The sequence below is a fragment of the Mycobacterium sp. 3-98 genome (genome assembly GCF_035918355.1).
In the GTDB taxonomy this organism is placed as follows: domain Bacteria; phylum Actinomycetota; class Actinomycetes; order Mycobacteriales; family Mycobacteriaceae; genus Mycobacterium; species Mycobacterium intracellulare.
The window spans coordinates 521,834-548,016 of sequence record NZ_CP142360.1; the positions used below are offsets into that span (position 1 = coordinate 521,834).

20 protein-coding genes are annotated in these 26,183 nt (G+C 67.6%); 13 read left to right on the forward strand and 7 right to left on the reverse strand.

Annotated elements, in window-relative coordinates; genetic code table 11:
• The first annotated feature begins 14 nt into the window (after positions 1 to 14).
• The 11 genes from QGN30_RS02635 to QGN30_RS02685 all read left to right on the forward strand — a co-directional run bounded on the left by QGN30_RS02635 (position 15) and on the right by QGN30_RS02685 (position 15,302).
• Positions 15 to 524, forward strand: a complete 510-nt coding sequence (locus QGN30_RS02635) for a hypothetical protein (RefSeq protein WP_009957442.1) — start codon at positions 15 to 17, stop codon at positions 522 to 524.
• Positions 525 to 563: 39 nt separating this feature from the next.
• A complete protein-coding gene (locus tag QGN30_RS02640) occupies positions 564 to 2,543 on the forward strand; it encodes a putative alpha/beta hydrolase (protein WP_014381546.1) in 1,980 nt (659 codons plus the stop codon).
• Between the two features lie 129 nt (positions 2,544 to 2,672).
• Entirely contained in the window at positions 2,673 to 3,002 is a 330-nt protein-coding gene (locus tag QGN30_RS02645) for a DUF2563 family protein (RefSeq protein ID WP_014381545.1), read from the forward strand.
• 175 nt (positions 3,003 to 3,177) lie between these two features.
• On the forward strand, positions 3,178 to 3,459 hold the full coding sequence (locus tag QGN30_RS02650; protein ID WP_052315301.1) for a hypothetical protein: 282 nt from the start codon (positions 3,178 to 3,180) through the stop codon (positions 3,457 to 3,459).
• 438 nt (positions 3,460 to 3,897) lie between these two features.
• Positions 3,898 to 4,323 carry a hypothetical protein gene (locus QGN30_RS02655; protein ID WP_225331063.1) on the forward strand — a complete coding sequence of 142 codons (426 nt, stop codon included), beginning with the start codon at positions 3,898 to 3,900 and terminating at the stop codon, positions 4,321 to 4,323.
• A 1,546-nt stretch (positions 4,324 to 5,869) separates the two neighbouring features.
• On the forward strand, positions 5,870 to 6,124 hold the full coding sequence (locus QGN30_RS02660; protein WP_014381543.1) for a hypothetical protein: 255 nt from the start codon (positions 5,870 to 5,872) through the stop codon (positions 6,122 to 6,124).
• Positions 6,125 to 6,594: 470 nt separating this feature from the next.
• Positions 6,595 to 7,446 carry a DUF5631 domain-containing protein gene (locus QGN30_RS02665; RefSeq protein WP_225341804.1) on the forward strand — a complete coding sequence of 284 codons (852 nt, stop codon included), beginning with the start codon at positions 6,595 to 6,597 and terminating at the stop codon, positions 7,444 to 7,446.
• A gap of 261 nt (positions 7,447 to 7,707) precedes the next feature.
• Positions 7,708 to 8,484, forward strand: coding sequence for a hypothetical protein (locus QGN30_RS02670; protein ID WP_014381541.1), 777 nt, complete (start codon positions 7,708 to 7,710; stop codon positions 8,482 to 8,484).
• Between the two features lie 273 nt (positions 8,485 to 8,757).
• Positions 8,758 to 9,594, forward strand: a complete 837-nt coding sequence (locus tag QGN30_RS02675) for a transglycosylase SLT domain-containing protein (RefSeq protein ID WP_014381540.1) — start codon at positions 8,758 to 8,760, stop codon at positions 9,592 to 9,594.
• Positions 9,595 to 9,596: 2 nt separating this feature from the next.
• Positions 9,597 to 11,084, forward strand: a complete 1,488-nt coding sequence (eccB, locus tag QGN30_RS02680; RefSeq protein WP_014381539.1) for a type VII secretion protein EccB — start codon at positions 9,597 to 9,599, stop codon at positions 11,082 to 11,084.
• A gap of 3 nt (positions 11,085 to 11,087) precedes the next feature.
• Positions 11,088 to 15,302, forward strand: a complete 4,215-nt coding sequence (locus QGN30_RS02685) for a type VII secretion protein EccC (protein WP_009953125.1) — start codon at positions 11,088 to 11,090, stop codon at positions 15,300 to 15,302.
• Here QGN30_RS02685 and QGN30_RS02690 read toward each other — a convergent pair.
• Together QGN30_RS02690 and QGN30_RS02695 are read right to left on the reverse strand one after the other, a co-directional pair.
• Complete coding sequence (locus QGN30_RS02690) at positions 15,283 to 18,138, reverse strand: MMPL/RND family transporter (RefSeq protein ID WP_014381538.1); 2,856 nt, start codon at positions 18,136 to 18,138, stop codon at positions 15,283 to 15,285. The genes QGN30_RS02685 and QGN30_RS02690 overlap by 20 nt on opposite strands.
• Positions 18,131 to 18,511 (reverse strand): hypothetical protein, encoded by a 381-nt coding sequence (locus tag QGN30_RS02695; RefSeq protein WP_014381537.1) that lies wholly within the window; start codon positions 18,509 to 18,511, stop codon positions 18,131 to 18,133. Before QGN30_RS02695 ends, QGN30_RS02690 begins: the two co-directional genes overlap by 8 nt.
• 133 nt (positions 18,512 to 18,644) lie before the next feature.
• Between QGN30_RS02695 and QGN30_RS02700 the strand changes: the two genes are divergently transcribed.
• Both QGN30_RS02700 and QGN30_RS02705 read left to right on the forward strand, forming a co-directional pair.
• Complete coding sequence (locus QGN30_RS02700; RefSeq protein WP_225331068.1) at positions 18,645 to 19,862, forward strand: sensor histidine kinase; 1,218 nt, start codon at positions 18,645 to 18,647, stop codon at positions 19,860 to 19,862.
• The gene (locus QGN30_RS02705; protein WP_008262428.1) at positions 19,859 to 20,515 is read left to right on the forward strand and encodes a response regulator; all 657 of its coding nucleotides are present in this window, start codon (positions 19,859 to 19,861) and stop codon (positions 20,513 to 20,515) included. Before QGN30_RS02700 ends, QGN30_RS02705 begins: the two co-directional genes overlap by 4 nt.
• Before the next feature lie 4 nt (positions 20,516 to 20,519).
• Here QGN30_RS02705 and QGN30_RS02710 read toward each other — a convergent pair whose 3' ends face one another.
• The 5 genes from QGN30_RS02710 to QGN30_RS02730 all read right to left on the reverse strand — a co-directional run bounded on the left by QGN30_RS02710 (position 20,520) and on the right by QGN30_RS02730 (position 26,067).
• Positions 20,520 to 20,780: a hypothetical protein gene (locus QGN30_RS02710; protein ID WP_014381536.1), complete on the reverse strand. Its 261-nt coding sequence runs from the start codon at positions 20,778 to 20,780 to the stop codon at positions 20,520 to 20,522.
• A gap of 184 nt (positions 20,781 to 20,964) precedes the next feature.
• On the reverse strand, positions 20,965 to 22,308 hold the full coding sequence (locus QGN30_RS02715) for an aromatic ring-hydroxylating oxygenase subunit alpha (protein WP_233042310.1): 1,344 nt from the start codon (positions 22,306 to 22,308) through the stop codon (positions 20,965 to 20,967).
• Positions 22,309 to 22,320: 12 nt separating this feature from the next.
• Positions 22,321 to 24,081 (reverse strand): N-acyl-D-amino-acid deacylase family protein, encoded by a 1,761-nt coding sequence (locus tag QGN30_RS02720; RefSeq protein WP_225331069.1) that lies wholly within the window; start codon positions 24,079 to 24,081, stop codon positions 22,321 to 22,323.
• Between the two features lie 126 nt (positions 24,082 to 24,207).
• On the reverse strand, positions 24,208 to 25,344 hold the full coding sequence (locus QGN30_RS02725; protein WP_179293371.1) for a phosphotransferase: 1,137 nt from the start codon (positions 25,342 to 25,344) through the stop codon (positions 24,208 to 24,210).
• A gap of 102 nt (positions 25,345 to 25,446) precedes the next feature.
• Entirely contained in the window at positions 25,447 to 26,067 is a 621-nt protein-coding gene (locus QGN30_RS02730; protein WP_038538305.1) for a TetR/AcrR family transcriptional regulator, read from the reverse strand.
• Positions 26,068 to 26,183: the final 116 nt, after the last annotated feature.

Below are 26,183 nucleotides of genomic sequence, written 5' to 3' on the forward strand. Positions count from 1 at the left end.
GCGTCCGACTAGTCGTGGACTACTGCTTGGCTGGTGATAATGGCGCGGCGGCGATCTGGCACGGCCAACCCGACCTCGACCTCGACGGTGACGGCCGCTTCGAATCGATCGGGATGGACTTCGACCACGACGGGCTGCGCGACGACGCGCTCGCCGATCTCGACGGCGACGGCCTCGTCGATCACGCCGTGCTCGACGTCGACAACGACGGCACGCCCGAGGCCTACTTCACCGACGACGGATCCGGGACGTGGGCGGTGGCGATGGACCGCGGCGGGCAACTGCGCTGGTTCGGCCTCGACGGTGTCGAGCACACCGGTGGCCCGCTGATCGATCTCGACGGCCACGGGCGTCCCGATGATCGGCTCCTCGATACCGACGGCGACGGGCTGGCCGACCGGGTGCTGCGCTCCGACGACACCGGTGTGACCGGATACGTCGACACCGACGGCGACGGCAAGTGGAACGTCCGGCTGACCGACAGCGACGGCGACGGGCTCGCCGACGGTGCGAGTTCCCTATGAGGTTGCTGGCGTAGCGATTTCGCTGCGACGGCCGCTGCGATGGAACTCCGTTACATCAGCATCCCGTTTCTCGTCGCCGAGGCCGGCGGTGATCCGTGGTCGCTCAATGCCGGCCTGCAGGCCGGCCGCCCTGCACGGATCTCCGATCTAGCGCGGGCCTTCCGTGCCGCTGGGACCAGCACTAGCGAGGCCGCCGCCGCGTTCGAGGCAGCCCGCCGGCGGTTCGACGCGGCGTGGAATCACCGGAACGGCGAGCATCCCATCAATGACTCCGATGAAGTGCAACGCGTGTCCCGGTCGCTCGGTCTGCAAGCCGCGCAATTACCGAAGATCGCAATCGATTTGGAGGTGATTGCCGCAACGCTGGCCGAAGTCCAATGGGCGGCCGCGGGGTACATCGTCGCGCTGGAATACGACCTCGAAGACATCGACGACGAGATCTGCGAAGCCCTTGCCGACGGGAACCACTGCGGCGTCGACGGTCTGCGCGGGGAAGCCGTCGCCGAGAGCAGGGCGATCGTGTTCGCGCTCGGCCAGATTCGCGATCGGTATGCGGCGGCACTTCGGGCGGCGCTGGACGGATTGCGAACCGACGGCGCCGACCCGGCCGAGGTCAACGGCGTCGACGAGCTGCTGATCCCGCCGTCGGACACCAGCGCGGATCGGGTCAAACGGTGGTGGGACTCGTTGAGCGCTAACCAGAAGCGGCTTTTGACCGATCAGCATCCGCCCGAGTTGGGCAACCTCAACGGGATTCCGGCCGACGTGCGGAACTCGGTGAACCAGACGGCGATGAACGACGATCTGCGCAGGGTCGAAGATGCCGTCCGTCGGCGCGGGGTAGTCCCGGACGCGCTTCGAGACAACGCGCTCAACAACAGGGATGCCGATGTGTTCGCCAACCCCGCAGAGTATGGCCTATGCGTCACCGACATCACCAGATACCAGAATGCGGTGAAGACCAACGATTTCCTCACGCGCGACGAGGGATCCGCGCCCCAGCACGGGCTCCCGATCATGTTGTGGGCCTATGACCCGCTGGCGTTCGGCGGCAAGGGCAGGGCGGCGATTGCAATCGGCAACCCGGACAAGTCCCGGAACACGGCCGTCATGGTTCCGGGGACCAACAGCAGCGTCAGGGGAGGGTGGATGTCCGACGGCCCCGACGACGCCATCAAGCTCTACCAGCAGTCGTTGAAGGCCGACCCCTTCCACACCACCGCGGTGTTGGCGTGGATGGGCTATGACGCACCGGAATTCGACCATCCGCATTGGCAGCGAACCCTCACCGAGCCAGCCGAACTGGAGCAGGTAGGCACTCCATGGAGGGCACGGCAGGCGGGGGCGCTGCTGGCCGCCGATGTCAACGGTCTGGCAGCAACCCATGAAGGGTCGACACCGAGTCATGTCACCGTCCTCGGGCATTCCTACGGATCCACGACCGTGGCCGATGCCTTTGTCAACAGCGGTATGCGCGCCAATGATGCCGTGCTAACCGGTTGCCCGGGAACCGATTTGGCGCACCGCGCCGCAGACTTTCGTCTCGAGGGCGGCAGCTTGTACGTGGGCGCCGCGTCGACCGATGCGATCAGTTGGATCGGGGAGTCCGGCAGCGGGCTGCCGAACGGGCTGAACAAGACACTCGGGGGACCGCTGGGCCCGTGGGCCGGGCTGGGCGCCGACCCGGCCCACGAAGCTTTCGGAGCGGTGCGCTTCCGTGCCGAAGTCGCCGGCTCGCACAGCCTCACGCCATGGTTCACCGACCACGCGCACTATTACGACGTGGGCAGCGAAGCGCTGCACAACATGACGCAAATCGTCACCGGGCACGGCGATCGGTTGGCGGCCGAAGGCATGCTGGCGGCCGATCGAGCCCAGGCACGGATTGCGATTCCTCGCCAGGTCCACCTGCCGTGGGGGACGGTCTCGCTGCCCCATGTCGATATTCAGATGCCCATCGCCGTCGACCCGGAATGGGATCGCCCTGGGCCGGCCGTCACCAACGGGCACGGCTTCTAGGGCGATGGAGGCTGCGATTCGCCGGACCGACACCCGGTGAATTGACCACTGACCGGCCTGCGTTTAGGCTGGTCAAAAGGCCTTTAGGCCATAAGAGGCCGTACCGGTCGAAGTTCGGAAGGAGTGCCAATGTTCGTCAATACCGAGCAGTTGCACTCGGGAGGCAACCAGTCCCACCGCGCTGGTGGACACGCCCAAGAAGGGGCCGATCACCTCGCCGGCGGAACCCTGGAATCGGGGATGTTCGGCGACTTCGAAGCGGCCAACTCCTTCCACAACGCCGTGACTACCGCGCACGGGCAGCACGTGAAAAACCTGCAGGGACACAGCGAGACGCTCACCAGTGTCGGGACGAAGGCACACCACGCGGCCAACGGGTTCACCAATATGGATCAGAACAACGCTGAGGAGCTGAAGGCGGTGCGGCCGAGTTCGGGCCCGTCAGCGCTGAACGCCTGAGGACCTCAGCGTCGGCCAGCGTCGGCGGTGGTGGAGCTGTATGAAAATTGCACGCGGAGGCGACGCACGCCTTCCGTGTTATCGATTGATGTCCCTTACTTAGCTGCTCGACTGTTGGACAGCAGCCCATCCGGGAAACGGGGCCCTGAAGGCCGCTGCAAACGATGGAGGACACATGGTGGTGGATTTTATCCAGCCCGCAGCAACGCTTGGCCCACCGCCTTGGCTGCGGTCGCCGTACTTCTTGGACGAGGCAGCTCTCGTTGTCGCGCTGACACGATCCACAAGCAGTCAGTCAGCGGCCACCTCGGTTGCCCCTTCCGATACCCCGGAGCAGACTGCCGCCGCGCATCAGAAGTTGTGCGATACCTATAAGTTGGCCGTGCGCGAGGTCCAATCGACGCAAACGGCGACGGTCGAGCGTTGGCCGGAGTTGCGAGCGCAAATGCGGCAGTAGTTCCTCAACAGACAGTAGATGCGAACCCGGCGATCCCATCCGGCGATCGCGCTGCTGCGCTAACACCAGCGGCTGCGTACACGAAAGTTATAGCCGTGGGAAGCACGCTGCAGTCGATCATCCCGTCCTTCGGTCAGAGGTCGATGATGTCAATACCAAGGACAAAGCAATGAAAAAGTCTGTAGCGGCGGCTGACTTTGCGCCCTGCCGCGCCGGGTGATTGCTCATCGCTCGGATTGCTGTTCCACTATTGGGGCATGTGGCCTACACAGTTTGACGAGTCGGTCGAACTTGCTAATTGATTGAGGAGGACGCATGGCGGGGCATTTGCCTCCACCTCCCGGGGACGGGCCGCCTGCCGGCCCGCTCGGTCCGACGCAGTGGGCACCCGTATTTCCCACTCAGCCACCGCCACACTCGCGGATGTGGCCGGCAGTAATGTTGGCCGGAATCGCGGCGTTAATAGCGATCGCTGCACTCATCGTCAGCCTTGCACGTCCAGTGACGGCTGGCACATCGACTAGGACCACCCCGCCGAGCTACACAGAAGCCGAAGTGTCGAAGTCTCAACGGCAGCTCTGCGATACATACAAGCTGGCGGCGCGGTCTGTTCAGATCGATACGAACGGAACTGATAAAGCACTGGCCCGCATCGCACTATCGAATGCCGCGGGCATGCTGGACGCCGGAGCTGCCGACCCGGCTATTGATACAAACCTTCGCGACGCCGCGCGTGAATTAGCAACGGCGTACCGGACGTCGAATGCAGTTAGCAGCGGTGCCACCGACGCTGAGTATCAAAGATCGCTCGATGACATCGTCGCTAAAGATGCCATTATGAAGAAGGCGTGCGGTGGGAGCTGACTTTCAGCCCTGTAGGCAGGGAGCAGCATTGGAATTGTTAGGGGCGCGTTCGGCCGTCTCCGAATCGTGCAGGGCGCACGAATGTTTATGTCAGGGAAAGCATTGCCACCGATCGACACGAGACGCATACCATGTTCTAGCGGTCTAGGACCGTGGACTGTGCCGCCCGCAGGTGTACCCCATTACTGATGAAGGTCCAGTACCAGGGCTAGCTGGGGCACATCGCTGCGCAGTGAATTGCTGCCACACCGACGCCTGCCTCACTATTGGAACCATACGGCGCACGAGCACGCGGAAACGCTACGCACCGTGCCAGCAGACGGACAGGAGGAGACATGGTGGGCGGCCGGCCTTCAGGCCTTCGTCAGGGACCGGCCGAGCTATGCGCACGGAATTGGCCACCACCGTATGTCGGGCAGCCCACGTCGCGCCCACGTCCACCGCTGATAATTACGGCGGCGGTGGCCGTCGCTGCATTAATCGTGGCAGTGACGCGGTCGACAGGTTCACCTTCGGCCCTGGCCACTAGTACGGCGCCCACCCGTACCGCCGTCGCGCATCAGCAGCCGTGCAACACAAACGAGCTAGCCGCACATGCCTTGCAGGCCTCCACGAACGGATGCGACGAGGCACAGGCTCGAACCGCCACGACAGACGCCTCGGTAATGCCCAAGAACGCGGTCGCTGATCCAGCCCACGCGCAACCACGCGACGCCACGCGCGTCCTGGCTACCGCGAACCTCACAGCCACTGCGAAGGCCACCAACGGCGTTGCCGCCGACACTGTGTGGCAGATCGCACTCGACGGCGGAAAAGCAAAAGATGCCGCAATGAAACAGGTATGTGGTGGCGGTTGACCTTCCACCCGGCACCTGGACGGCTGCACTAATTGGACCGTGGTGGCCAGCGCCATCGTCGGCTCTCCGGGCCGGCGCCCAACACTGGAGTGAAGCATGTGCCGAGCAGCAGCTCTATTCGCAGTCTCTGCGCACGCAGTGGACATTGTTCGCGGCGCACAATTTGGGTCATACGGCGGACGACCTTGTACACCGATTCCGGCAGGGCGAGAAATTTCACATGGATCTGGCGGAGAAGTATCAAATTAAGGCGTCAGCCTTCAATTCTGCCGCTGATGCCACTGACTATTTGCGAAGTCGATTAACAGACATTGCGGATTCGGGCAACAAAGAGATCAATGACATCCTCGCATCGAAGAAGCTGCCTCCGCAGAAGCTAGCGGAAATACAAGCGGTGCAGGCGCGCTGCAACGCCGATGGTGCCAACGCTAGTCGGGACGCCATCGACAAGATGATGGCAGCGACGCAAAAAATCCTCGACGCTGACGGTGCGGGCGGCGATGCTCGGAGTTGGGCACGCGCAAACGGCTTCAACACCGACGACGCTTCGCCACCTCCCCAGATCAGCGAAAGCGACCTTAAATCCGCCGTTGGTGGTGCTAGCGGCAAAGGCGGCGGCGAAGGCGGTTCGGGTGGTTCCGGGGGCAGCACGGGCGGTAGTACGCAAGGACCCTCGGACGCTGTAGTTGGTGGCAGCGGTGGTGAATCGGGTGGCGCCGGATCAGTCCACGTGCATCCGGTCGTTGGTCATGGCGGCGGTGGTTCGGGTGGCCCTGGGAGCGGCGCGGGTGGTGGTACGCAAGGACCGTCGCATGCGGTTGTTGGTGGCGGAGGCGGTGGTTCGGGTGGCACGGCTGGTGGTGGATCAGGCCCCGCGCATGCGGTTGTTGGCGGGGGTGGCGGCCCGGGCAGTGGTCCAGCGCCACTGCCGGCCGCCGGGTTAACGCACGGCGGCGGCGGAACCGTCTCGCCAGGGATGCCAGGCGTACAAAGCGGCGGTATGTCCATCTCACCAGCCGGCCTCGGCCAAGGCGCTCAGCCCAACCTAGCTCAATCTTTCACGTCCGGCTTCGCCACGGGCCAATCGACAGGTCCTGGGGGGCAAGCGTTTTCAGCGGGGGCCTTTAACGCGTTCGATGGCGGGGCGCCCCAAACTGCCCAGGGTGTACCGGCAGTTGCTCCAACCGTGCCCAGCGCGGGAGCATTCGTCGCGGCAACGCCTCCCGTCGACGCGCCGCCACCCGCGGCGCCCGCGCCAATGACAACTGGCGGAACCACTTCAGTAGCGCCGGCGGTCATGACCGGTAGTTCGTGGTCGTCGTCCGCGGCGCCAGTTGGTGGGTCCTCCATCCCATCAGGATCGTTGCCCGCCTACGGCTCTGACCTACGTCCGCCCGTTGTGACGCCACCATCGATGCCGTCCGCCCCGGCTGGTCCGATCTCGGGCGCGCCGGTAGCACCGTCGCCGGCGTCGTCCCCCTCGGCGGGCGGACCGCTGGTCTCGCCGGTGGAGCGCACGGCATCCGGGGCGGCCGCCGCGCAGGCCGGCACGGGCTCGTCAGCGATGGCCAGCGCATCGGCTGCGTCCGCGGCAACGGGCGCGACCGCCGGCGCGACATCCGCAAGGGCTGCCGAACAGCAGCGGCTCCAGCGGCTCGTTGATGCGGTCGCCCGCCAGGAGCCGCGCCTGTCATGGGCAGCGGGGCTCCGCGACGACGGCACCACCACGCTGCTCGTCACCGACCTCGCAGGAGGGTGGATTCCGCCCCACGTCCGGTTGCCCGCCCACGTATCCCTGCTCGAGCCGTCGGCGCGGCGCCATGACGCCAACGTCGTCGACCTGCTCGGCGCCATCACGGTCGCGGCCGCGCACCACGCCAACACCTATGTCGCAGAACCGGGTTCCGACGAACCCGCGCTCAGTGGCGACCGGCCGGCGCGCTCGGCCGCGCCCCAAGTCGACGAACTCGGGCCCACCCTGGTCGAAGCGGTCCGCCGTCGCGACGGACTACCGCGGATTGCGCAGGCCGTTGCCGCGCCCGCGGTGCGAAAGACGGGTGTGCTGGAAAGCGAAATCGAGATGTTGCACGAATGCGTCGCCGACATTCAGCACTCGGTCATGAGTGCATATCCCAATCACGATCCAGCGGCGGTCGGCGATTGGATGCTTTTAGCGGCGATTGAGGCGTTGATCGATGGGCACGAGTATCTCACCAATTACCATCTGGCCTGGTTCGAGGCGATCAGCCACCGCAGCGGTTCGTAGCGGCCCGCATTCTCGGGTGAATACCGTTCGCGGCGTCTTATGCCAAAATGGCGGTACGAGTAATCGGTAGCGCCTAGATAAGCCTCGAACGTCCGCGCGCTCTCCGATTGGGGTGGAGGTGAGATTGTGGGTACTCCCGGGGGACCCATCCGATCCGACTTGCAAACTACTTTGGGGCTAGGCAGCGGACCCCCAGCGTATATCCCGACGCCGTTCCCAATTCCGCCTGGCGGCGCCTCGCCCGCAGACGGTGGGCACGGGATGGTCGGAGCAGCCGGCAACGCCGGCGTCCCGCAAGACGCCGCCGATGCCGAAGCGGCCGACGCGGATCGCCGCGCGCACGCCGCCGACGCCGCGGCGAAGTTCCCGGCCAATGAGGCAAACGGGCAGCAAGAGATGCAGATGATCCAGCAAATGCTGTCCAGCGTGACCGGCGCCATGGGCGGCGCAATGGGCGGCGTCATGGGGCCGATGACCCAGCTTCCCCAGCAGGCGATGCAGGCCGGCCAGAGCGCGCTCCAGCCGCTGATGAGCGCCGTTCAAGGTGCGCACGGCGCCGCCTCCCTCGCCGACAGCGCGCACCTGGTCGACAGTGTCGGATCCGGCGGCGCCGGACTCGGCGGCGGTTCCGGCGGCGGCGCCGGCCTCGGCGGTGGCGGCACGGTTCCGGCCAGCTCACTGGGCCCGCCGCCAGTGCCGACATCGTCGCCACCGACGACGCCAGCCGGCGCGAAGGCCCCGATAATGCCGGCAACCGGTGGCATGCCCGCCATGCCCGGACAGACGGGAATGACCGGGATGCCGATGATGCCGCCGGGTGCGATGGGCGCCGGTGGTGAAGGCGGCAATAAGGACAAGCCGGTCGAGAAGCGGGTGACCGCCCCGGGCGTGCCCAACGGCCAGCCGGTCAAGGGCCGCCTGACGGTCCCGCCGAGCGCCCCGGGCAGCAAATCCGGCGAGGCCAAGCCGACGGTGGTCACCAACAGGCCCAATCGCCGGATCGTGATCATGCCGTCCGAGGACGAGCCGAAGGACTAGTCCCAACCGACCGATAGGTGAGTGGTTCGGTAGTCCGTCCGGCAGTAGGGTCGCTACGTAATCGCGGCCGGCCGGCCCCAAGTCATATTGGGTTGCCCGTTATTGACAGCAGAACTGTCGATACGTGCATGCTATGAGGTACGTCTGCAGCGACCGCGGAATCCGCGGCCAGGAGGGTGTGGGAGTACTAGCTCGAGTGTCCGGCAAGGATGCGGCGCCGTGGCGGCGCACAGGTGGATTGGGGCGGGGACGTCGATGACCGATCCCCCGAGAATGCAAGCGGTCGCGGCATTGGTCCGCGCCCACAACCTGTTCGCGGGCACCCCGATCAGCCCGCACATCGGTGACGTGGCGGAGCAGACGCACGCGATAGCGCGCCACGCCGCGGGGCTGCCGAAAACGGCGTCCGCACGCTCGGGCGCCTCGATAAAACTGCTGAACCACTCAAGCCACGCCGACCGGACGGTGGGGGACATCATCGCGGCGGCGCGCGCCGATCACGTGCACGCTCGGGCGGCGACGCGCGCGGTGCTCGAAGCCGCCGAATCGGACGTGACCCCGGCCGCCGATACGCCGATGGGCCGGCGGGAAGCCATGGCGCGCACGGCGACACGGCTGCGCACCCAACACCGCCACGTCACCAAAGCACGACGGCGCGCAAAGCTGCTCGCGCACCGATTGCGACGCCTGCACTACCCGCAGAGGCGCTCGATGCACGGAAATCACGCGAGCGGGCGCCAGGCGGTCTTGGCGGCCATCCGTAAAGCGCTGGATATCAAAGGCATTCATGACCCGGCGGCGCGCGCCCGCTGGGAACGCGGGATGGACCTGGTCGCCCGCCGCGAGTCCAATTACAACGCAAACGCGATCAACAACTGGGATTCCAACGCGGCGCGGGGAACCCCCAGCAAGGGTGCCTTTCAATTCATCGCGCCCACGTTCGCGGCCTACCACCAGCCAGGGACCTCGCGCGACATTCACAACCTCGTCGCGCAGGCATGCGCGTTCATCAACTACGCGATGGGCCGCTACGGGGTCGCGGTCGACGCGTCGAATCTCGCCGATCGGATTCAGCAGGCCGATCCTCGCCGATCACCCAAGGGGTACTGAGCATGCCGCTGAGTTTGTCTAATCGCGACCAGAACTCCGGGCACCTGTTCTACAACCGGCGGCTGCGGGCGGCGACCACCCGGTTCTCGGTCCGCATGAAACACGACGACCGCAAGCAGACGGCCGCGCTGATGCTGTCCATACTCCTCGTGGCTATCGCCTCGGGCTGGATGCTTCTGCTGAACGTGCTGAAACCCACTGGCATCGTGGGCGATTCGGCGATCATCGGCGACCGCGACTCCGGGGCGCTCTACGCCAAGATCGACGGTCGGCTCTACCCGGCGTTGAATTTGACCTCCGCGCGGCTGGCGACGGGAACGGCGAACCAGCCGACGTGGGTGAAACCCGCTGAGATAGCGAAGTATCCGACCGGGCCACTGGTCGGTATCCCCGGCGCGCCGGCGGCGATGCCGGTCCATCGGGGCGCCACCTCGGCCTGGGCGGTGTGCGACACCGCCGGACGCCCGCGCAGCCCGGAAAGGCCCGTGGTGACCTCGATCGCCGGCCAGCTCGACGCCTACGATCGCGCCACTCCGCTGCGCGACGACGCCGGGCTGCTGGTCACGTTCGAGGGCAACACCTTTGTCATCTGGGGCGGCAAACGCTCCCAGATCGATCCGGTCAACCGGGCGGTCACGCTGAGCCTGGGGCTCGACCCGGGAGTGACGCTGCCGGTGGAGATTTCGCGGGCCCTGTATGACGCGTTGCCGGCGACCGAGCCGCTCGGCGTCCCGCAAGTGCCCCTGGCGGGGACCCCGTCGACATGGGTCTCGGGATCACAGGTGGGCGCGGTGCTGCAGGCCCAAACCGCCAGCGGCGGCAAGCAGTTCTACGTCCTGCTGCCCGAGGGCGTGCAAAAGATCACCAGCTTCGTGGCCGACCTGTTGCGCAGCGCCAACTCCTACGGGTCGACGGCGCCGCGCGTGGTGACCCCCGACGTGCTGGTCAACATCCCCGAGGTGACGTCGCTGGCCGTCGACTACTACCCGACCAAGCGCCTGAATTTCATTGACACGGCGGCCGATCCGACCACCTGCGTCGGCTGGGAGAAGGCGTCGACGGATCCGCGGGCGCGCGTCGTGGTCTATAACGGGCGCGGCCTGCCGACACCGTCCTACCTGGACAACCGCATCGTCCATTTGGTGCGTGACGACAACGACCCGGCATCGGTAGTCGCCAACCAGGTGCTGGTGTTGCCGGGCGCGGCGAACTTCGTGACATCGACCAGCGGCGTGGTCACCTCGGACTCGCGTGAATCGCTGTTCTGGGTGTCCGACAACGGGGTTCGGTTCGGGATCGCGAACGACGAGACCACGCTGCGGGCCCTCGGGCTTGATCCGGGCTCGGCGGTCCAGGCGCCCTGGCCGCTGCTGCGGACTTTCGCTGCGGGTCCCGCGCTGTCTCGGGAGGCAGCGCTTTTGGCGCGCGACACTGTGCCGGCGCTGGGCAAGGTGGCTGTGGTGACGACATCGGCGAAGCCGGGAGGCTAGAGAATGTCCAAGAAAGCGTTCCCCATCAACCGCGTCAAGATCGAGCCGCCGAAACCGGTTCGGGTGGCCCCCAGCGCGCCCATCGCGCTGCCGGAACGCGAGCCCCGCAACATCTGGGTGATGATCGGTGTGCCGGCGCTGATCGTCGCGCTCATCGGCACCATCGTCATGCTCTATGTCTCCGGCGTCCGCAGCCTGACCACCGGCTTCTTCCCACTGATGGGCATCGGCGCCTTCAGCATGCTGGCGTTCTCCGGACGCTTCGGCCGAGCCCGCAAGATCACCTGGGGCGAAATGGAAAAGGGCCGCCGACGCTACCTTCGCGACCTCGACAGCAACCGCGACGAAATCCAGACCGCCGTGTGCGCGCAACGCGAGTGGCAGAACTCCGTGCACTCCGACCCACGCGGCCTAGGCGCCATCATCGGCGGCCCACGCATGTGGGAACGCGGCCGCGCCGACGCGGACTTCCTGGAGGTACGGCTCGGCACAGGGGTCCAGCACGCCCCTGACTCGGTGCTGTCGGTGACCTGGCCCGACATCGCGTCCGACGAGGAGCTCGAACCCGTCACCGGGCAGGCGCTGCGCGATTTCATTTTGGAGCAGCGCAAGATTCGCGACATCGCCAAGGTGGTGAACCTGCGGTCGGCGCCCGGATTCAGCTTCGTGGGCGAGGACCTGGACCGGCTGCGGTCACTGATGCGCTCCGTGTTGTGCTCGCTGGCGGTGTTTCACAACCCGCGCGACGTCAAGCTGATGGTGGTGACCCGCAACCCCGAGGTGTGGTCGTGGATCGTGTGGCTGCCGCACAACCTGCACGACGAACTGTTCGACGCGTGCGGTTTTCGGCGCCTGGTCTTCGCCACGCCGGAGGAACTCGAAGAGACCCTGGGCGCCGAGCTGCACATGAAGGGCAAGCGCGGCGCCTGGACTCCGCTGGCCGCGGCCAGCCCCACCGCCATGGGCTCGGCCCTGGAAACCGCCACGGACACCGTCGATTTGGGACCACACCTGGTAATCGTCGACGACAACACCGGCAGCCCCGACGCCTGGGAGAGCGTCGTCGGCCAGGTCGGCAAGGCGGGAATCACCCTGCTGCGCATCGCCTCACGCGTCGGCACCGGCGTGGGCTTCGCCACCGACCAGGTGTTCGAGCTCAGCGAGCGGCACAGCTCACCCAACGGCTCGGTCAACGGCGAAGTGGCCCTGCGCCGGAACGGATCGGACTCCGACGGGGAAGACGGCCGCCCCGCGCCCCTGCTGCGCGTGCGCAACAAGTTCTTCGCGCACGCCGACCAGCTTTCGGTGCACCGCGCCTACCGCTACGCGCGCGCGATGGCCCGCTGGTCACCGACCAGCCGCAGCGAGATCGCCGATTCCGTCAGCGGCGCAACCGAATTGCTGCGCGCCCTGGGGATCAGCGACCCGCGCGACCTGGACGTCGACCGGCTATGGGCCGAGCGGCGCGGCCGCGGCGACGAGCGCTGGTGCGAGGTCCCGGTCGGGGCCAAACCCAACGGCGAGCTGCAGAACATCACCATCCGCGCCAAGGACTTCGGCGGCTTCGGTTTCCACTCGGTGGTGATCGGCACCAGCGGGTCCGGCAAGTCTGAGTTCTTCTTGTCGCTGGTTTACGGCATCGCGCTGACCCACTCCCCGGAGACGTTCAACGTCATCTTCGTCGACATGAAGTTCGAGTCGGCGGCCCAGGACATCCTGGGCATCCCCCACGTGGTGGCCGCGCTGTCCAACCTCGGCAAGGACGAGCGCCACCTGGCCGAGCGGATGCGCCGGGTCATCGATGGTGAGATCAAACAGCGCTACGAGCTTTTCACCTCGGTGGGCGCCCGCGACGCGAACGACTACGAGGAGATCCGCCTCGCCGGACGCGACCTGCCCCCGGTACCGGTGCTGCTCGTCATCGTCGACGAGTACCTGGAGCTGTTCGCCAACCACGAGAAGTGGATCAACCTCATCATCCACATCGGTCAGGAAGGCCGCGGCGCCAACGTGTTCTTCATGCTGGGCGGCCAGCGCCTGGACCTGTCCTCGCTGCAAAAGGTCAAGTCCAACATCGCCTTCCGCATCGCGCTGCGCGCCGAGTCCGGCGACGACAGCCGCGAGGTGATCGGCTCGGACGCCGCCTACCACCTGCCGTCGAAGGAGAACGGCTTCGGCCTGCTGAAGGTGGGGCCGCGCGATCTGGAGCCGTTCCGCTGCTTCTACCTCTCCGCCCCGTTCGTGGTGCCGAAGACCAAGGAAGTCGCCGAGACGGTCGACATGACGCTGACCAAGCCCCGCCTGTACAACTGGCAGTTCCAGCCGTTGGACGCCGCGGACGCCACGGCGTTGGAAGCCGCCGCCGCCGTGGACGCCGAGCCCGACGAATTCCTGTACTACGACGACGGTTTCAAGCGGAAGAAGATCGTGGACGTGCTGCGGGAGTCGTTGCACAACGTGCCGCACCGCTCGCCGCGCCGGCCGTGGCTGGAGCCCCTGGAGGATCCGGAGCCGATCGACGTTCTGGTCGCGGGTTACCGGGGCAAGCCCTGGCACGTCGACTACGGGCAAAACCCGGGCCTGATGTTCCCGGTGGGTGTCATGGACATCCCCGAAGAGTCCAAGCAGGTGGTGCACGCGGTCGACGCGCTGCGCAGCAACGTGATCGTGGTCGGGGCCAAGCAGCGCGGCAAGACGACCACCTTGATGACGCTGATGTGTTCGGCGGCAACGATGTACAGCCCGGCCCGCGTCACGTTCTTCTGCATCGGCGGGGCGACCCTCGCGCAGGCCGCGTCGTTGCCGCACGTCACCGACATCGTGTCGCCGAAGGACGCCGAGGGCATCGAACGCATTTTGAGCAGCATGGACGCGCTGATCGATGCCCGCGAAGACTCGTTCCGGCGGCTCAAGATCGACCTCGACGGGTTCCGCGAGCGCCGGTTCGCGCCCGGCAGCGACGGGCTGGGCGGCACCGACGCGAACGACCCGTTCGGCGATGTCTTCGTGGTGGTGGACGACTACGACGATCTGTATTCGAAGGACACCGTTCTGGGTGACCGCATCATCTCGTTGAGCAGCCGGGGTCCCGAGTACGGGGTGCACGTCATGTGCAGCGCCGGCGGCTGGATTCACGGGCAACGGCAAAGCCTGCTGCAAAACGCCACGGCGCGAATCCAATTGCGCTTGGCAGATCCGAGCGAAAGCCAGATGGGGCACTCGTCGCTCGAGTCGCGCGACGCGGCCCGCCGGACACTGAACCGCCCCGGCTTTGGTCTGACCGACAGCCTGCACGAGCTGCGCGTCGGCGTGCCGGCCCTGTCCGACCCGGCGACCGGCGCGATGGTCAGCATCGTGGACGTCGGAGCCCGCATCGCGGACGTCGCCGGCGTCACCAAGCACGCAACCCTGCAGCGGCTGCCGCAGCGGGTGGAACTCAAGGCGATCCTGGAATACGAGGCCGCCCACCCGACCGGCGACCATCTGTCGATCTCTTTTGCTATCGGAGAGCGCCACGAACTCGGGCCGGTGCCGATCAAGCTGCGCGAAAGCCCGGGCGTGATGATCCTGGGCCGGCAGGGCTGCGGAAAAACGTTGTCGCTGGTCTCAATTGGCGAGGCGATCATGAATCGCTTCAGCCCCGAGGAAGCGCAGCTGACCCTGATCGACCCCAAGACCGCCCCGCACGGCCTGCGCGATCTGCACGGGCCGGGCTACGTGCGGGCCTACGCATACGACCAGGACGAGATCGACGAGGTGATCACCGCCTTGGCGCAGCAGGTGCTGCTGCCCCGGCTGCCTCCCAAGGGTCTGAGCCAGGAGGAGCTGCGCGCGCTCAAGCCGTGGGAAGGGCCGCGGCACTTCGTGCTCATCGACGACATCGGAGACCTGCGCCCGGATCAGAGTTACCCGCCCAAACCGCCGGTGGGAGCCGCATTGTGGAAGCTGATGGAACGTGCCCGCCAGATCGGCCTGCACGTGTTCACCACCCGCAACAGCGCGAACTGGGCGACGCTGCAAATGGATCCATGGATCAGGTTCCAGAACTCGGCGAAAGTCGCCCAGCTCTACATGGACAACGACCCGCAGAACCGGATCAACCGCAACGTGCGCGCCCAGGCGCTCCCACCGGGACGCGGCCTGCTGGTGAGCGCCGACGGCGACGTCGAAGGCGTGCTGGTCGGGCTGCCGTCGACGTTCACACCCCCGCCGCAGTAAGCAGCTGCGGCTCAGGCGTTTTCACCGCCTCGGCCATGGCGCGGCGGGGCGGACGGCTCGGCCACCAGAACCACCGGCCCAGCAGCGCCACGATGGACGGCACGACGAACGCCCGCACCACCAGGGTGTCGAGCAACAGCCCGACGGCGATCGTCGTGCCAATCTGGGCGATGCTGAGCACGCTGCTGCTCAGCAAGGCCAGCATGGTCAGACCGAAGACGATGCCCGCGACCGTGACCACTCCGCCGGTGCCGCCGAAAGCGCGAATGATGCCGGTGCGCAGGCCCGCCGCCGCCTCCTGCTTGATGCGCAAGGCGAGCAACAGGTTGTAGTCCGCGCCGACGGCGATCAGCGCGATGAACGCGATCGGGGCGACGGACCAATGCAGATCCTGATGAAGCAGGTGCTGCCAAATCAGCACGCTGGCACCGACGGCCGAGGCGTAGGACAACACGACGGTGCCGACGACGACGAGTCCGGCGACCGGGCTGCGCAGCATCGCGGTGACGATCAAGAAGATGAGCACCAGCGCGGCGCCGACCAGCAGCGTGGTGTCACTGGCGACGAAGCGCTGCAGATCGGCGGTCACCGGCCCGACGCCGGCGAGGTCGACCTCCAGCGGCGTCAGGGTTCCCTCCTTGGTGGCCTCCTTGATGGCGGCGCGAACCTGGTCCGCCCGGTTGGCCCCATCGGCGCCCCACTCCGACCCGTCGCCGTAGACGAGAAGGTAAGCGGCGCGTCCGTTCTCGGAGACCAAATGGCCGAGCACGGCCGTGTAGCGCGGATCGGTCAGCGCGCGCTGCGGCATGTAGAAGTCCGCCGCGGCGCTGCCCTGAAATTGCGTGGCGATCTCGTTCATGTAGTCGGTCAACTGACGCATCTGCGGGCCGAGCGTGTCGGTGAGCTCGAGCAGGTCATGGGCGGCCGAACGTGCCTGCCCCAACGCCCCTTTCATCGCGGACACACTTTGCGGCAGGCCGGCCATCGCCGTGGCGGCCGTGCTGGAGCCGCTGGTCAGTTTCGTCGCGCCGGCATCGAGCCGCGCGGAGGTCTGCACCAGGCTGTCGACCGGCTGCAGCACCCGGTCCACCGTCGAGCAGATCGGATTGGCGGCGCAGTCGGGGGTCCGCCCGACGATGTCGCGCAGCGGGTCGAGATAGCCCGACACCGTCGTGACATTGCGCTGCAAGCCGTCCATCCCGGCGCGCATGTCTTCGGCGGCCCCCGACATGTCGGCCAGCCCCGCACTGCCGCCGCGCAACCCATTGCCGAGACCGTCGACCGCGGCCTGAGTCTGCGCCAGCGCGCCGTCCAGCTCGGAGACCCGCTGCAGGCGACGGGTCAGCGAGTCCATGGTGTCGCCGAACTGACGGCCCAGCACGCCCGCCTGATAGCTGAGCGTGGCCTGTTCGGGCACCTTGCCGTCGGGGCGGCTCGCGGACTGGACCGCGCGCACACCCGGTAGGGCCATGATGTGGCGGGTGACCCGCTCGATCGCGATCAAACCGGCCGGGTTGCGCAGGTCGTGATCCGCCTGGATCGCGATGACGTCCGGCAACAGCGCGTTCGCCGAAAAATGCCGGTCGGCGCTGGCATAGCCGCGGTTGGAGTCGGTGGACGACGGCGTGGCCGCGGGCTCGTTGAAGCCGACGCGCATCCCGGCCAGCGGCAGCGCGGCCAGCAGGGTCAATCCCAGCGCGGCAACCAGAATCGGCCCGGGCCAGCGGGCCACGGCGGTGCCGACCCGGCGCCAGCGCCGCGCCGTTCTCGATGGGCGCGGTTCGAGATACCCGCGTCGCACGGCCAGACCCATCAGCGCGGGCGTCAGGGTCAGCGCGGCCACCATCGTCGCCAGAATCCCGATGGCGCAGGGCAATCCGGCGCTGCGGAAAGCGCCCACATGGGCGAACACCAGGCATGCCAGCGCCACCGACACGGTCAGCGCCGATCCGATCACGACGGGCGCGACGGAACGGTAGGCCTGCGTCAGCGCCCGCTCCGGCGGGATGCCGTGGCGGCGGCCTTCGTGATAGCGCCCGACCAGGAAGATCGCGTAATCGGTGCCGGCGCCCAACGTCATCGCCGCCATGAGCGCCACCGAAAACAGCGACACCTCAACGACATTGGCCCGGCCCAGCGCGGCGACGATCGCGCGGGCCAGCGCCAGCGCCAGCCCGACCGAGATCAGCGGAATCGCGGCGGCTACCGGCGAGCGGTACACCATCAGCAACAGCAGCAGGATGAGACCGATGGTGGCTGCGGTGATTCCGAGCATCTGCCGGTCGATCGCGGAGAACTCGTCGACGATCGTGGCGCCGGGACCCGTGACATGGACTTCGAGGCCGGCCGGCGGCGACAGGGTCTGGATGGCGGCGCGCACGGAATTCACCGAGTCGCGTGCCTGGGAGGTGCCGAGCATTCCTGCGAGCCGCACCATCACGCTGACGGCCCGACCGTCGGAGCTCTGCGCGCCGGCGGCCGTCGCGGGTTGCGACCAGAGATCGGTCACCGCATACACGTGACGGTGATCGGAACCCAGCTTCGTCGTCAGCGCATCATAGAACTGGCGGTCGCCCGGGGCCAGCCGCTGATCGCGTTCCAGCACAACGTAAACGAAGTTGTTGCTGGGCGTCTGGTTGAACAGCTGGGCCGCCCGGGCGGCGGCCACCGCGCTCGGTGCCTCGGGGGGCATGAAGGAGCGCGCGTGGGAGTCGACGACTCGCTCCAGTTGGGGGACCGCCAGATTGGCGGCGGCGGCCGCCAGCACCCATAGACCGACGACCAGAACCGCGTACCGACCGGTCAGTCGCGCAAGCAATCCGGTGCGGTCATGCAACGGTCTGCCGATCGCCGGTCGGGCCGCCGAAGAGGCCCACCGCCACGTGTTCGCCGCGAGACAGTGACCGCACCCGGATCGACCGGCGCGAGCCGATCTTCACCAGAGCGTGCAGGCCGGGCTCGGCGGCTTCGAGATCGGCCCGCACCTGTTCGGCCGACGCGCCCTCGTAGGCCGCCTGGTCCAGCTTGGCCACCAGCATGGTGATCCAGCGCTGGCCGAGCGAGAGCATCAGGCCTTCCTCGTCGCCGAACAGCTCGGGCACCTCGGATGAGTTGTCGATCAACGCAAGTGCCGCCTGCGGGTCCGTGTCGGCGGCCTTGATCACTTCGGCCATGAAGGCCATGCGGTCGTGCAGCAGTGTCCATGTCATGACTCGACGTTAGGAATGCGGGCCCTGGCTGCGCGTCGTGCCGAAGTGCAGTCTTTGTCTCCTACCACGGGCGGAGACCGGCGCCGACCCCAGCAGGATGTGGCGGGACGCCCAGCTCTTCTAGGATTGGACGATGTTGCGCGCCGCAGCCGATCACCTGCGGGAGCAGCTTCGCCGACGCAGCGAGCTGCTTCCCGTCGGCATCACGTGGACGTCGCTGATCGCCGTCGATGTCAGCCTCGTGCTCGGCGGCGTGATCGGGACGCTGCAGCGGCCCGCGGCCGACCTGCCCGTGTCGCTGTCCGCGTTCGCCCTGGCCCTGTCAACCGAGCTGGCGTTCTTCGTTTTCAACATGAAGATCACGCCGGGGCCGTTGTGGGCGACCTGGTCGGCGGCCACCGCGCTGACGCTGTTCGGCACGTCGACGCCCATACAGGCCGATTTCGCACCGGCGTTGTTAATCCTGATGGTCTTGGTCGTCGCGACGTTGGCCTCGGTTCTGGCCGGCTTGCTGGCGGCCGTCTCGGCGGCCGCGCTGTTGCTCACGGCGTCCGCGCTGCACCGCCTCGACGCGATCGCGTTGTACCTGGGTTTCATCGCGGTGGGCTGGCTACTGGGCTACGTGATGCGCGCCCAGCGGCTGCTGCTGGCCGAACAAATCGAGGCGCAGAACTTGTTGGCCGAGCACGCCGCCGCCGACGAACGCCGCCGCATCGCGCGCGAAGTGCACGACGTCATCGCGCATTCGCTCAGCATCACCCTGTTGCACGTGACGGGCGCGCGCCGCGCGCTGCAGCAGGATCGCGACGTCGATGACGCAGTCGATGCGCTGGAGCAGGCCGAGAAGCTCGGCCGCCAGGCGATGGCCGACATCCGCCGCACCGTCGGCCTGCTCGACAACTGGCCGACCAAAACGGCGCAGACCACGCCCGAACCCGGCATCGACGACGTCCCGGCGCTCGTCGCGGGCTTTCAGCAAGCGGGCCTGGCCGTCACGCTGTGCGTCGAAGGGCCCACGGACCACGTCTCGGCCGCGGTGGGTCTCGCGCTCTACCGCATCACCCAGGAGTCGCTGGCAAACATCGCCAAGCACGCGCCGGAGTCGAAAGCCAGTGTGGTGCTCGATATTTCGCCGGTGTCGGCACGGCTCGCGGTCAGCAATCTGCTCCCGGCCGCCTTGGTGGCCGCGAAATCGGCGGAGGGGCGTGGCTTGCGCGGCATGCGCCAGCGCGTCGACCTGCTCGGCGGCGCCCTCGACGTCGGCCCGACCCGGGACGGGTGGTCGGTGCGCGCCGAGATCCCGCTGCATGAAGGCGACACCACCTGGCGCCCGCGGTGGTGCAAGCTGTGACCGACCCGGCGCCCGAGATCACCGTCCTCCTCGTGGACGACCAAGACCTGGTGCGTTCGGGCCTGCGCCGAATCCTGCGCCGCAAGGACGGTTTCGTCATCGTCGCGGAGTGCGCCGACGGTGACGAGGTGCCCGCCGCGGTGGCCGAGCATCGACCCGACGTCGTCGTGATGGATCTGCGGATGCGCCGCGTCGACGGCATCGAGGCGACCCGCAGGCTGGGCGGCAGGCCGCCGGTGCTTGCGCTCACCACCTTCAACGAGGACGAGCTGCTGTCGGGGGCGCTGCGCGCCGGGGCGGCCGGTTTCGTACTCAAAGACTCCTCGGCCGAGGAGTTGATCCGCGCGGTGCGCGCGGTCGCCAGGGGAGACAGTTACCTGGATCCCGCGGTGACCTCGCGGGTGCTCACCACCTACCGCAAGGCGGCTCCCGGCCCGCGCGGCGCGGCGATCGCCGAGCTGACGACCCGCGAGCTCGACGTCCTGACATTGATCGGCCAGGGCCTGTCCAATACCGAAATCGCCGGCAAACTCTGCATTTCCGGCGTCACCGTCAAGAGCCACATCGGGCGGATCTTCGGCAAGCTCGACCTGCGCGATCGCGCGGCCGCGATCGTCTATGCGTACGACAACGGCATCGTCGCCCCGCGCTGAGGAGCTACAGCGGCGCCGTCGGCTCCGCGAGGTTCAGCAGGAGGTAGGCCATGCACACCAGGAAGTTCAGCACCACCATGACCAGGCCCGCGAACATCAGCGATCGGGCGCCGCGTTGCCGGAGCCGCTTGTACCTGGCGGCGCGAGACTCGCGGTCGAGCCGGATCGCGATCAACGCAAAATTCAGGTTGATCATTTCGTGAGCGGCCAGCGGCGCGCCCTCCAGCATTGCCCGCAGCCGCTCCGGCGCCGTGCGGACGCCCACCCGCGCGAAACGGTGGCACAGGCGCCGCTCCCGCCTGCGGCGGAGTGTGTGATACGGCAGCCGTAGCTGCCGCGCAAGTTGCCCTCGATCGTCCCCCCAGGGGTAAGACGGGGTCATCACAAGCGGGATTCTAAATCGCCCGAGGGCACTTTCGCCCTGTGTACACGAACTATGTTGCGACAGATCATTTCGCCGCGCCGCCGCTCATTTGCTGGGCGGCCGGCAGGTCGAGGTAGCGCTCCAGGTTGCGGTGCATGTTGATCACGCGGCGTTCCTCGCTGGACAACACCAAGTGAGTGAAGCCGGGTTGGTGCATGCCGCGCTGCAGGCCGGGGAGCACCGCGATGTCCTGGGTGAGCACGACGCCCGGCTCGGCCGCGTCGGCGGCCATGCGCACATCGGCCGGCTTGGCGCGCGGCGCGCCCGGCGGCATCCGGGTCGTCAAGAACATCACCAGCTCGCCCTTATCGGGGTCGGCGCCCGGGCGCGAACACATGACGGTCAGGTGGTCGGCGTTGGCTAGCAGGGTCATGTTGGGGAACACGTTGTACTGGTGCAATCGGGTCATTCGGTCGGTGTCGGCCCAGTTGAGATCGACGCCGCGGCCCGCGGCGAAGGCCCGGGTTCGCTCGGCGATCAGTTCGGCCACCGTCTGCCCGGGCCGGCGTTCGTCGGCGGGAAACGGTGTGCCCTCGGCCGCGCCCATCAGCGCTCCCTGCGTGTAGACGTAGGCGTCCCACACCTCTTCGTCGGTCAGCGTGCCGCGCAGGCGAGGGCTCGGCACGCCGTAGGGCTGATCCGACTTTCCGGTATGGCCCCAAATCCGTTGCGGCGCATGGGTGTCGTCGACGCAACGCAGCAGCTCGGGATGCAGGGTCTGGATGTGGTAGGTCTCGCTGTAGCCGTCCGCGATCGTCTTCCAATTGGCGTCGACGTCGACCGTGAGCGTGGCGTAGCAGCGGAAATCCTCCAGCCGGCACCAGGCGATGTCGTCGGGCACCGCCTCCAGGTATTCGATCAGGGGCATCGCGTCGAGGTCGAGGTTGACGAAGACGAGCCCCGCCCACGTCTCTACCCGGGCCGGTATCAGCGGAAAGTCGGACATGCGCAGCGAGCCGAAGCCCTTGCGGTTCGGCACCCGCTTCAGCGCGCCGGCCAGGTCCCAGGTCCACCCGTGATAGCCGCACTTGAGTTCGCGCAGGCCCGAACCCGAGCCCGTGCACAACGAGTTGCCGCGATGCCGGCACACGTTCTGGAACGCGCGGATCTCCCCGTCGTCGTCGCGGACGATCAGCACCCCGTACGGCCCGCAGCGGTACTCGAAATAGTCACCGGGCGCCGCGATGTGGTCGACCATGCACGCGAGCTGCCACACCCTCGGCCACATCCGCTCCACCTCGAGTGCGGCGAAGGCCGGGGAGTAGTACCGCTCGGCCGGCACCAGCGTCGGGTTCTCCGGCGGCGTGCCGATCGCATCCTCCTGGACGTGCGAGCGGGTGCGCGTCGGGTTGCGGGCGGCCGTTGCCATGGTTCGGAGCTCTCAGCGGGCTCCGCGAACCAGGCGTCCGGGGCGGGCCCCGGTGTCGACGTCCTTGCGGCGGGTGACGGTCCCGCTGACGATGGTCGCCGCATAACCGCTGGCGCCCTGCAGGATCCGGTTTCCCCCGGCCGGCAGGTCGAACGCCATCGCCGCCGGGTGCAGCCTCAGCGCGTCCATGTCGATGACGTTGATGTCGGCCTTCTTGCCGGGTTCGATGGTGCCGCGGTCGGTGAGGCCGAACAGATGCGCGGTGTCACGGGACTGTTTGCGGATCACGTATTCCAGCGACAATTTCTCGCCCCGCTTACGGTCCCGCGCCCAGTGCGTCAGCAGGAACGTCGGATAGGAAGCGTCGCAGATCATCCCGCAGTGCGCGCCGCCGTCGGACAGCCCGAGCACGCCGGCGGGGTGCAGCATCATCTCGCGGATCGCGTCGCAGTTTCCGTCGGCGTAGTTGAACAGCGGCAGCATCAGCATGTTGGTCGCGTCGGACTCGAGCATGAGGTCGTACAGCGTGGACAGCGGGTCCTCACCGCGGGCCTGGGCGATCGCGGCGACGGTGCGGTCCGGGGTGGGCTCGTAGTCAGGCGGGTTACCCAGCGAGTAGAGCCGCCCCAGCGAGTGCTGCACCAAAGCGAACATCCCGTCGAACAACAGGGTCGGGTCCACCGGCAGGTCGTCCTCGGACAGGATCGCCGCCTTCACCGCGGGATCGGCGAGCCGCCGTGCGAGCTCCTCGCGGCTGCACTCGGCCTTCAACCGGCGGTACGTGGGCCGGTGGCTGAAGCCGTGGTGGCCCTGGAAACCGATCATCATGCCGAACGGGCGCGCCGCGATCTGCGGATACAGGCGCGCGCCCGCGGCGTGTGCGTCCGCGGACAGGTCCAGCATCTCGCGCCACAGGTTCGGATCGGCGTCCACCTGGATCAGCGCGAACGACACCGGGCGGTCGATCTCGCCGCTCAGCCGTCGCATCCAATCGAGCTCCTTCTTGGGGCCGATGATGTCTTCACCCGCGGCGCCCTGCGGGGCCAGCTCGAACACCGCCTGGCCGCCGGCGGCCATGGCGCGGCCGAGGCCGAACAGTTCTTCCTCGGCGGCGAACGTGCCGGGTACGGGCTCGCCGTCCATCGCGCGGTGCCCCATCGTGCGTGACGTCGAGAAGCCGAGCGCGCCGGCCTCGATCGCCTCGCGGACCAACCGGCCCATCGCCTCAATGTCGTCGGGGGTCGCGGGCTCGTTGCGCGCACCCCGCTCGCCCATCGCGTAGGCGCGGATCGCGCCGTGCGCGACCTGGCTGCCCACGTCGACGGAGAACTTGTGCTTGTCGATCGCGTCGAGGTACTCGGGGTAGGTTTCCCAACCCCACGTGATGCCCTCGGTCAGCGCGGTGCCGGGGATGTCTTCGACGCCCTCCATCAGTTCGATCAGCCACTGCTCGGTGCCGGGCCGCACGGGCGCGAAGCCGACGCCGCAGTTACCGGTCACGATCGTCGTGACGCCATGGCCGCTGGACGGCTCCAGCAGGCCGTCCCAGGTCACCTGGCCGTCGTAGTGGGTGTGGATGTCCACGAAACCGGGGGCCACCACATGCCCTGTCGCATCGATGGTTTCGGCCGCCTCCCCGCCCATCTCGGGCCCGTCAGCGGAGCGGCGGACGACGTCGACGATCTTGCCGCCCTTGATACCGATGTCGGCGCGGTAGCGCTCGGCTCCCGTGCCGTCGACGATGGTTCCACCGGTGATTTTGAGGTCGAACATGAGACTCCTCTTCGCCGCCGCGGGCTGTCTCGGAGGGCTGAGCGGAAGGCATACCGCATTTCGCTACGGTAGGTAGCGTAACTCGTCGCGCGGCGAAGGCAATAGCTTCAGCGGAATTCGCACGCCCTACAGAGAACTCTTCAGGGCGGCGACGGTTTCCAGGTCGTCGAGCGCGGCGACGCCCCGGCGCAGGCCTTCCATGGCGATGTCTTCGACCTGCATTCCGCCCATCCCGGTGGTGATCAGCGGGGCGACATAGGCATACAGCGCGCCCTGGCGGAACCGCAGCCACAGGTCGTCGCGGTCCAGCTCGGGGCCTCCCGCCGCCACCAGCGCCCGCCGGTAGTCGTCGAGCAGCTCGCGTTGGCTGGCCCGCCGGTCTTCCGGGGTCAGGCTGGTGATCAGGGTGTAGGCGAGCTCGCGGCTGGGGTGCCCGCGTCGCACCGCCTGCCAGTCCAGCAGCCCGGCCTTGCCGCCGTGGAAGTACATGTTGCCGGGATGGGCGTCGCCGTGCATGACGGTGTGCGGGGGAGTGTCGATGAGCGCGGCCACGTCGCGGTAGTTGTCGGCGATGAACGCCCCGTTCTCGACCGGGATCGTGGTCCGCTCGGCAAGGCGCTTGATCGAGGTGTGCATCAGCGAGCCGGTCAACAACGACGTCACGTCGCCGGACGGCGTGTACAGCCAGCCCAGCGGCCCACGCCCGTCGCGCGGCAGCCGGTCCCAGAACGTGGCGTGCAGTTCGGCCAGCAGTTCGACGATGAGGCCGGCCTGGTCGGTCGAGAGCGGGTGCAAGGTGTCGGGGAACTCGCACGACTCTGCCGGGAGATCCTCCAGCACCAGCAGGTACCGGCCCGTCCACGGGTCGAAGGCCGCGCCGTAGCAGTAGGGAACGCCGATGACCTGCGGCGCGAGCTGGCGGTAGAAACGCACCTCGGTGTGCCCGAGCCGGCCGAGCTCACCCATCAGGCGGGTGGCGGCGGTCTGCGCCGCGACCTTGACGAACACCGACTCCGGGACGTTCTTGCCGGTCAGCACCAGCCGCGCGCGCGAGGACGTGCCCGCGTCCCTGCTCAGCACGCGCACCGACCGGACGGTGGTTCCCATGACGCGGGACAGGACCGCGGGATCGATCTCGTCGGCCGATCGAGGCAAGCCGAACCGGCCGCCCACCAGCGCGTCGGTCGCCACCCGGCCCGCGCCCCGGCCCAGGTGCGCGGCCAGGCCGACGAAGGAGAAGGCTTGTCCCACAGGGTTTTTCATGTCCATCCATCCCGGCTCTCAACCCGACGCCGGTGCTGCGCCAGCGACACCGACGCCGTCGGAGAAATCCAATCGAACATCTGGACATCAGACAATATACGATTATTGTCTGATCTGTGGAACCAGGGCCCTCACCACGAGCTGTTCGACGAATTCGCGTTTGTCGGCCGCGGGGCGGTAGCGCCACGAGGGCGCCAGCAGGAAAAGGGTCGCGGCGTGCAGCCACTGGACGATCGAGCGGAAATCGACGTCCGGGTAGAGCAGCCCGGCCGCCTTCCAACGGTCGAGCAACGGCCCGTAATGCCGCAACAGCAGTTCGACGATCGGTTCGGAACCCTTCTCGAGCGCCGAGGCCACCGCGGTGCTCTCGGCCGCGAACAGCGCTTCGTTCAGCGGGTTGCCGTCCACGGATTCCACCCTTGCCAGCACCATCTCGGGCACCGACCGAACGGGGTCGTCGGGTGCGGGCAGCGAGCGCACCAACTCGCCGAGCGCGGTGTCGATCCGCGCCAGCATCAATCCCAGCAGGACGTCGTCGCGACCGGGAAAGTAGCGGTACACCGTCGAGCGCGACACCTCGGCCTCGTCGGCGACTTCGCCCATGCGGAACTGGGTGTTGCCGCGCCGGACGATGCAGCGCCCGGCGGCATCCAGGATCCGTCTACGGGCCTCCTCGTCGTCGAGGATCGCGCGGTCGTCGCCCCACCGCCGGCTCGGTTCCATGGCGGCGATGTTACGGGATGCGTTGTGCTGCTTCGGTATCGGATGCCAATTTGCCCCGGCCGCAGTCCCTTGCCGAAACGCCTTGCGGCGCAACGACAAACCCCGCCAGAAAGGCC

What these genes read in the sequence shown, in the direction of transcription:
- QGN30_RS02670 (WP_014381541.1), top strand. Translation starts at nt 7,708, where the DNA reads ATGGTCGGAGCAGCCGGCAACGCCGGCGTCCCGCAAGACGCCGCCGAT.
- QGN30_RS02730 (WP_038538305.1), bottom strand. Translation starts at nt 26,067, where the DNA reads ATGGAACCGAGCCGGCGGTGGGGCGACGACCGCGCGATCCTCGACGAC.
- eccB (WP_014381539.1), top strand. Translation starts at nt 9,597, where the DNA reads ATGCCGCTGAGTTTGTCTAATCGCGACCAGAACTCCGGGCACCTGTTC.
- QGN30_RS02640 (WP_014381546.1), top strand. Translation starts at nt 564, where the DNA reads ATGGAACTCCGTTACATCAGCATCCCGTTTCTCGTCGCCGAGGCCGGC.
- QGN30_RS02695 (WP_014381537.1), bottom strand. Translation starts at nt 18,511, where the DNA reads ATGACATGGACACTGCTGCACGACCGCATGGCCTTCATGGCCGAAGTG.
- QGN30_RS02675 (WP_014381540.1), top strand. Translation starts at nt 8,758, where the DNA reads ATGCAAGCGGTCGCGGCATTGGTCCGCGCCCACAACCTGTTCGCGGGC.
- QGN30_RS02645 (WP_014381545.1), top strand. Translation starts at nt 2,673, where the DNA reads ATGTTCGTCAATACCGAGCAGTTGCACTCGGGAGGCAACCAGTCCCAC.
- QGN30_RS02720 (WP_225331069.1), bottom strand. Translation starts at nt 24,081, where the DNA reads ATGTTCGACCTCAAAATCACCGGTGGAACCATCGTCGACGGCACGGGA.
- QGN30_RS02650 (WP_052315301.1), top strand. Translation starts at nt 3,178, where the DNA reads ATGGTGGTGGATTTTATCCAGCCCGCAGCAACGCTTGGCCCACCGCCT.
- QGN30_RS02685 (WP_009953125.1), top strand. Translation starts at nt 11,088, where the DNA reads ATGTCCAAGAAAGCGTTCCCCATCAACCGCGTCAAGATCGAGCCGCCG.
- QGN30_RS02655 (WP_225331063.1), top strand. Translation starts at nt 3,898, where the DNA reads ATGTTGGCCGGAATCGCGGCGTTAATAGCGATCGCTGCACTCATCGTC.
- QGN30_RS02725 (WP_179293371.1), bottom strand. Translation starts at nt 25,344, where the DNA reads ATGAAAAACCCTGTGGGACAAGCCTTCTCCTTCGTCGGCCTGGCCGCG.
- QGN30_RS02665 (WP_225341804.1), top strand. Translation starts at nt 6,595, where the DNA reads ATGCCGTCCGCCCCGGCTGGTCCGATCTCGGGCGCGCCGGTAGCACCG.
- QGN30_RS02715 (WP_233042310.1), bottom strand. Translation starts at nt 22,308, where the DNA reads ATGGCAACGGCCGCCCGCAACCCGACGCGCACCCGCTCGCACGTCCAG.
- QGN30_RS02700 (WP_225331068.1), top strand. Translation starts at nt 18,645, where the DNA reads ATGTTGCGCGCCGCAGCCGATCACCTGCGGGAGCAGCTTCGCCGACGC.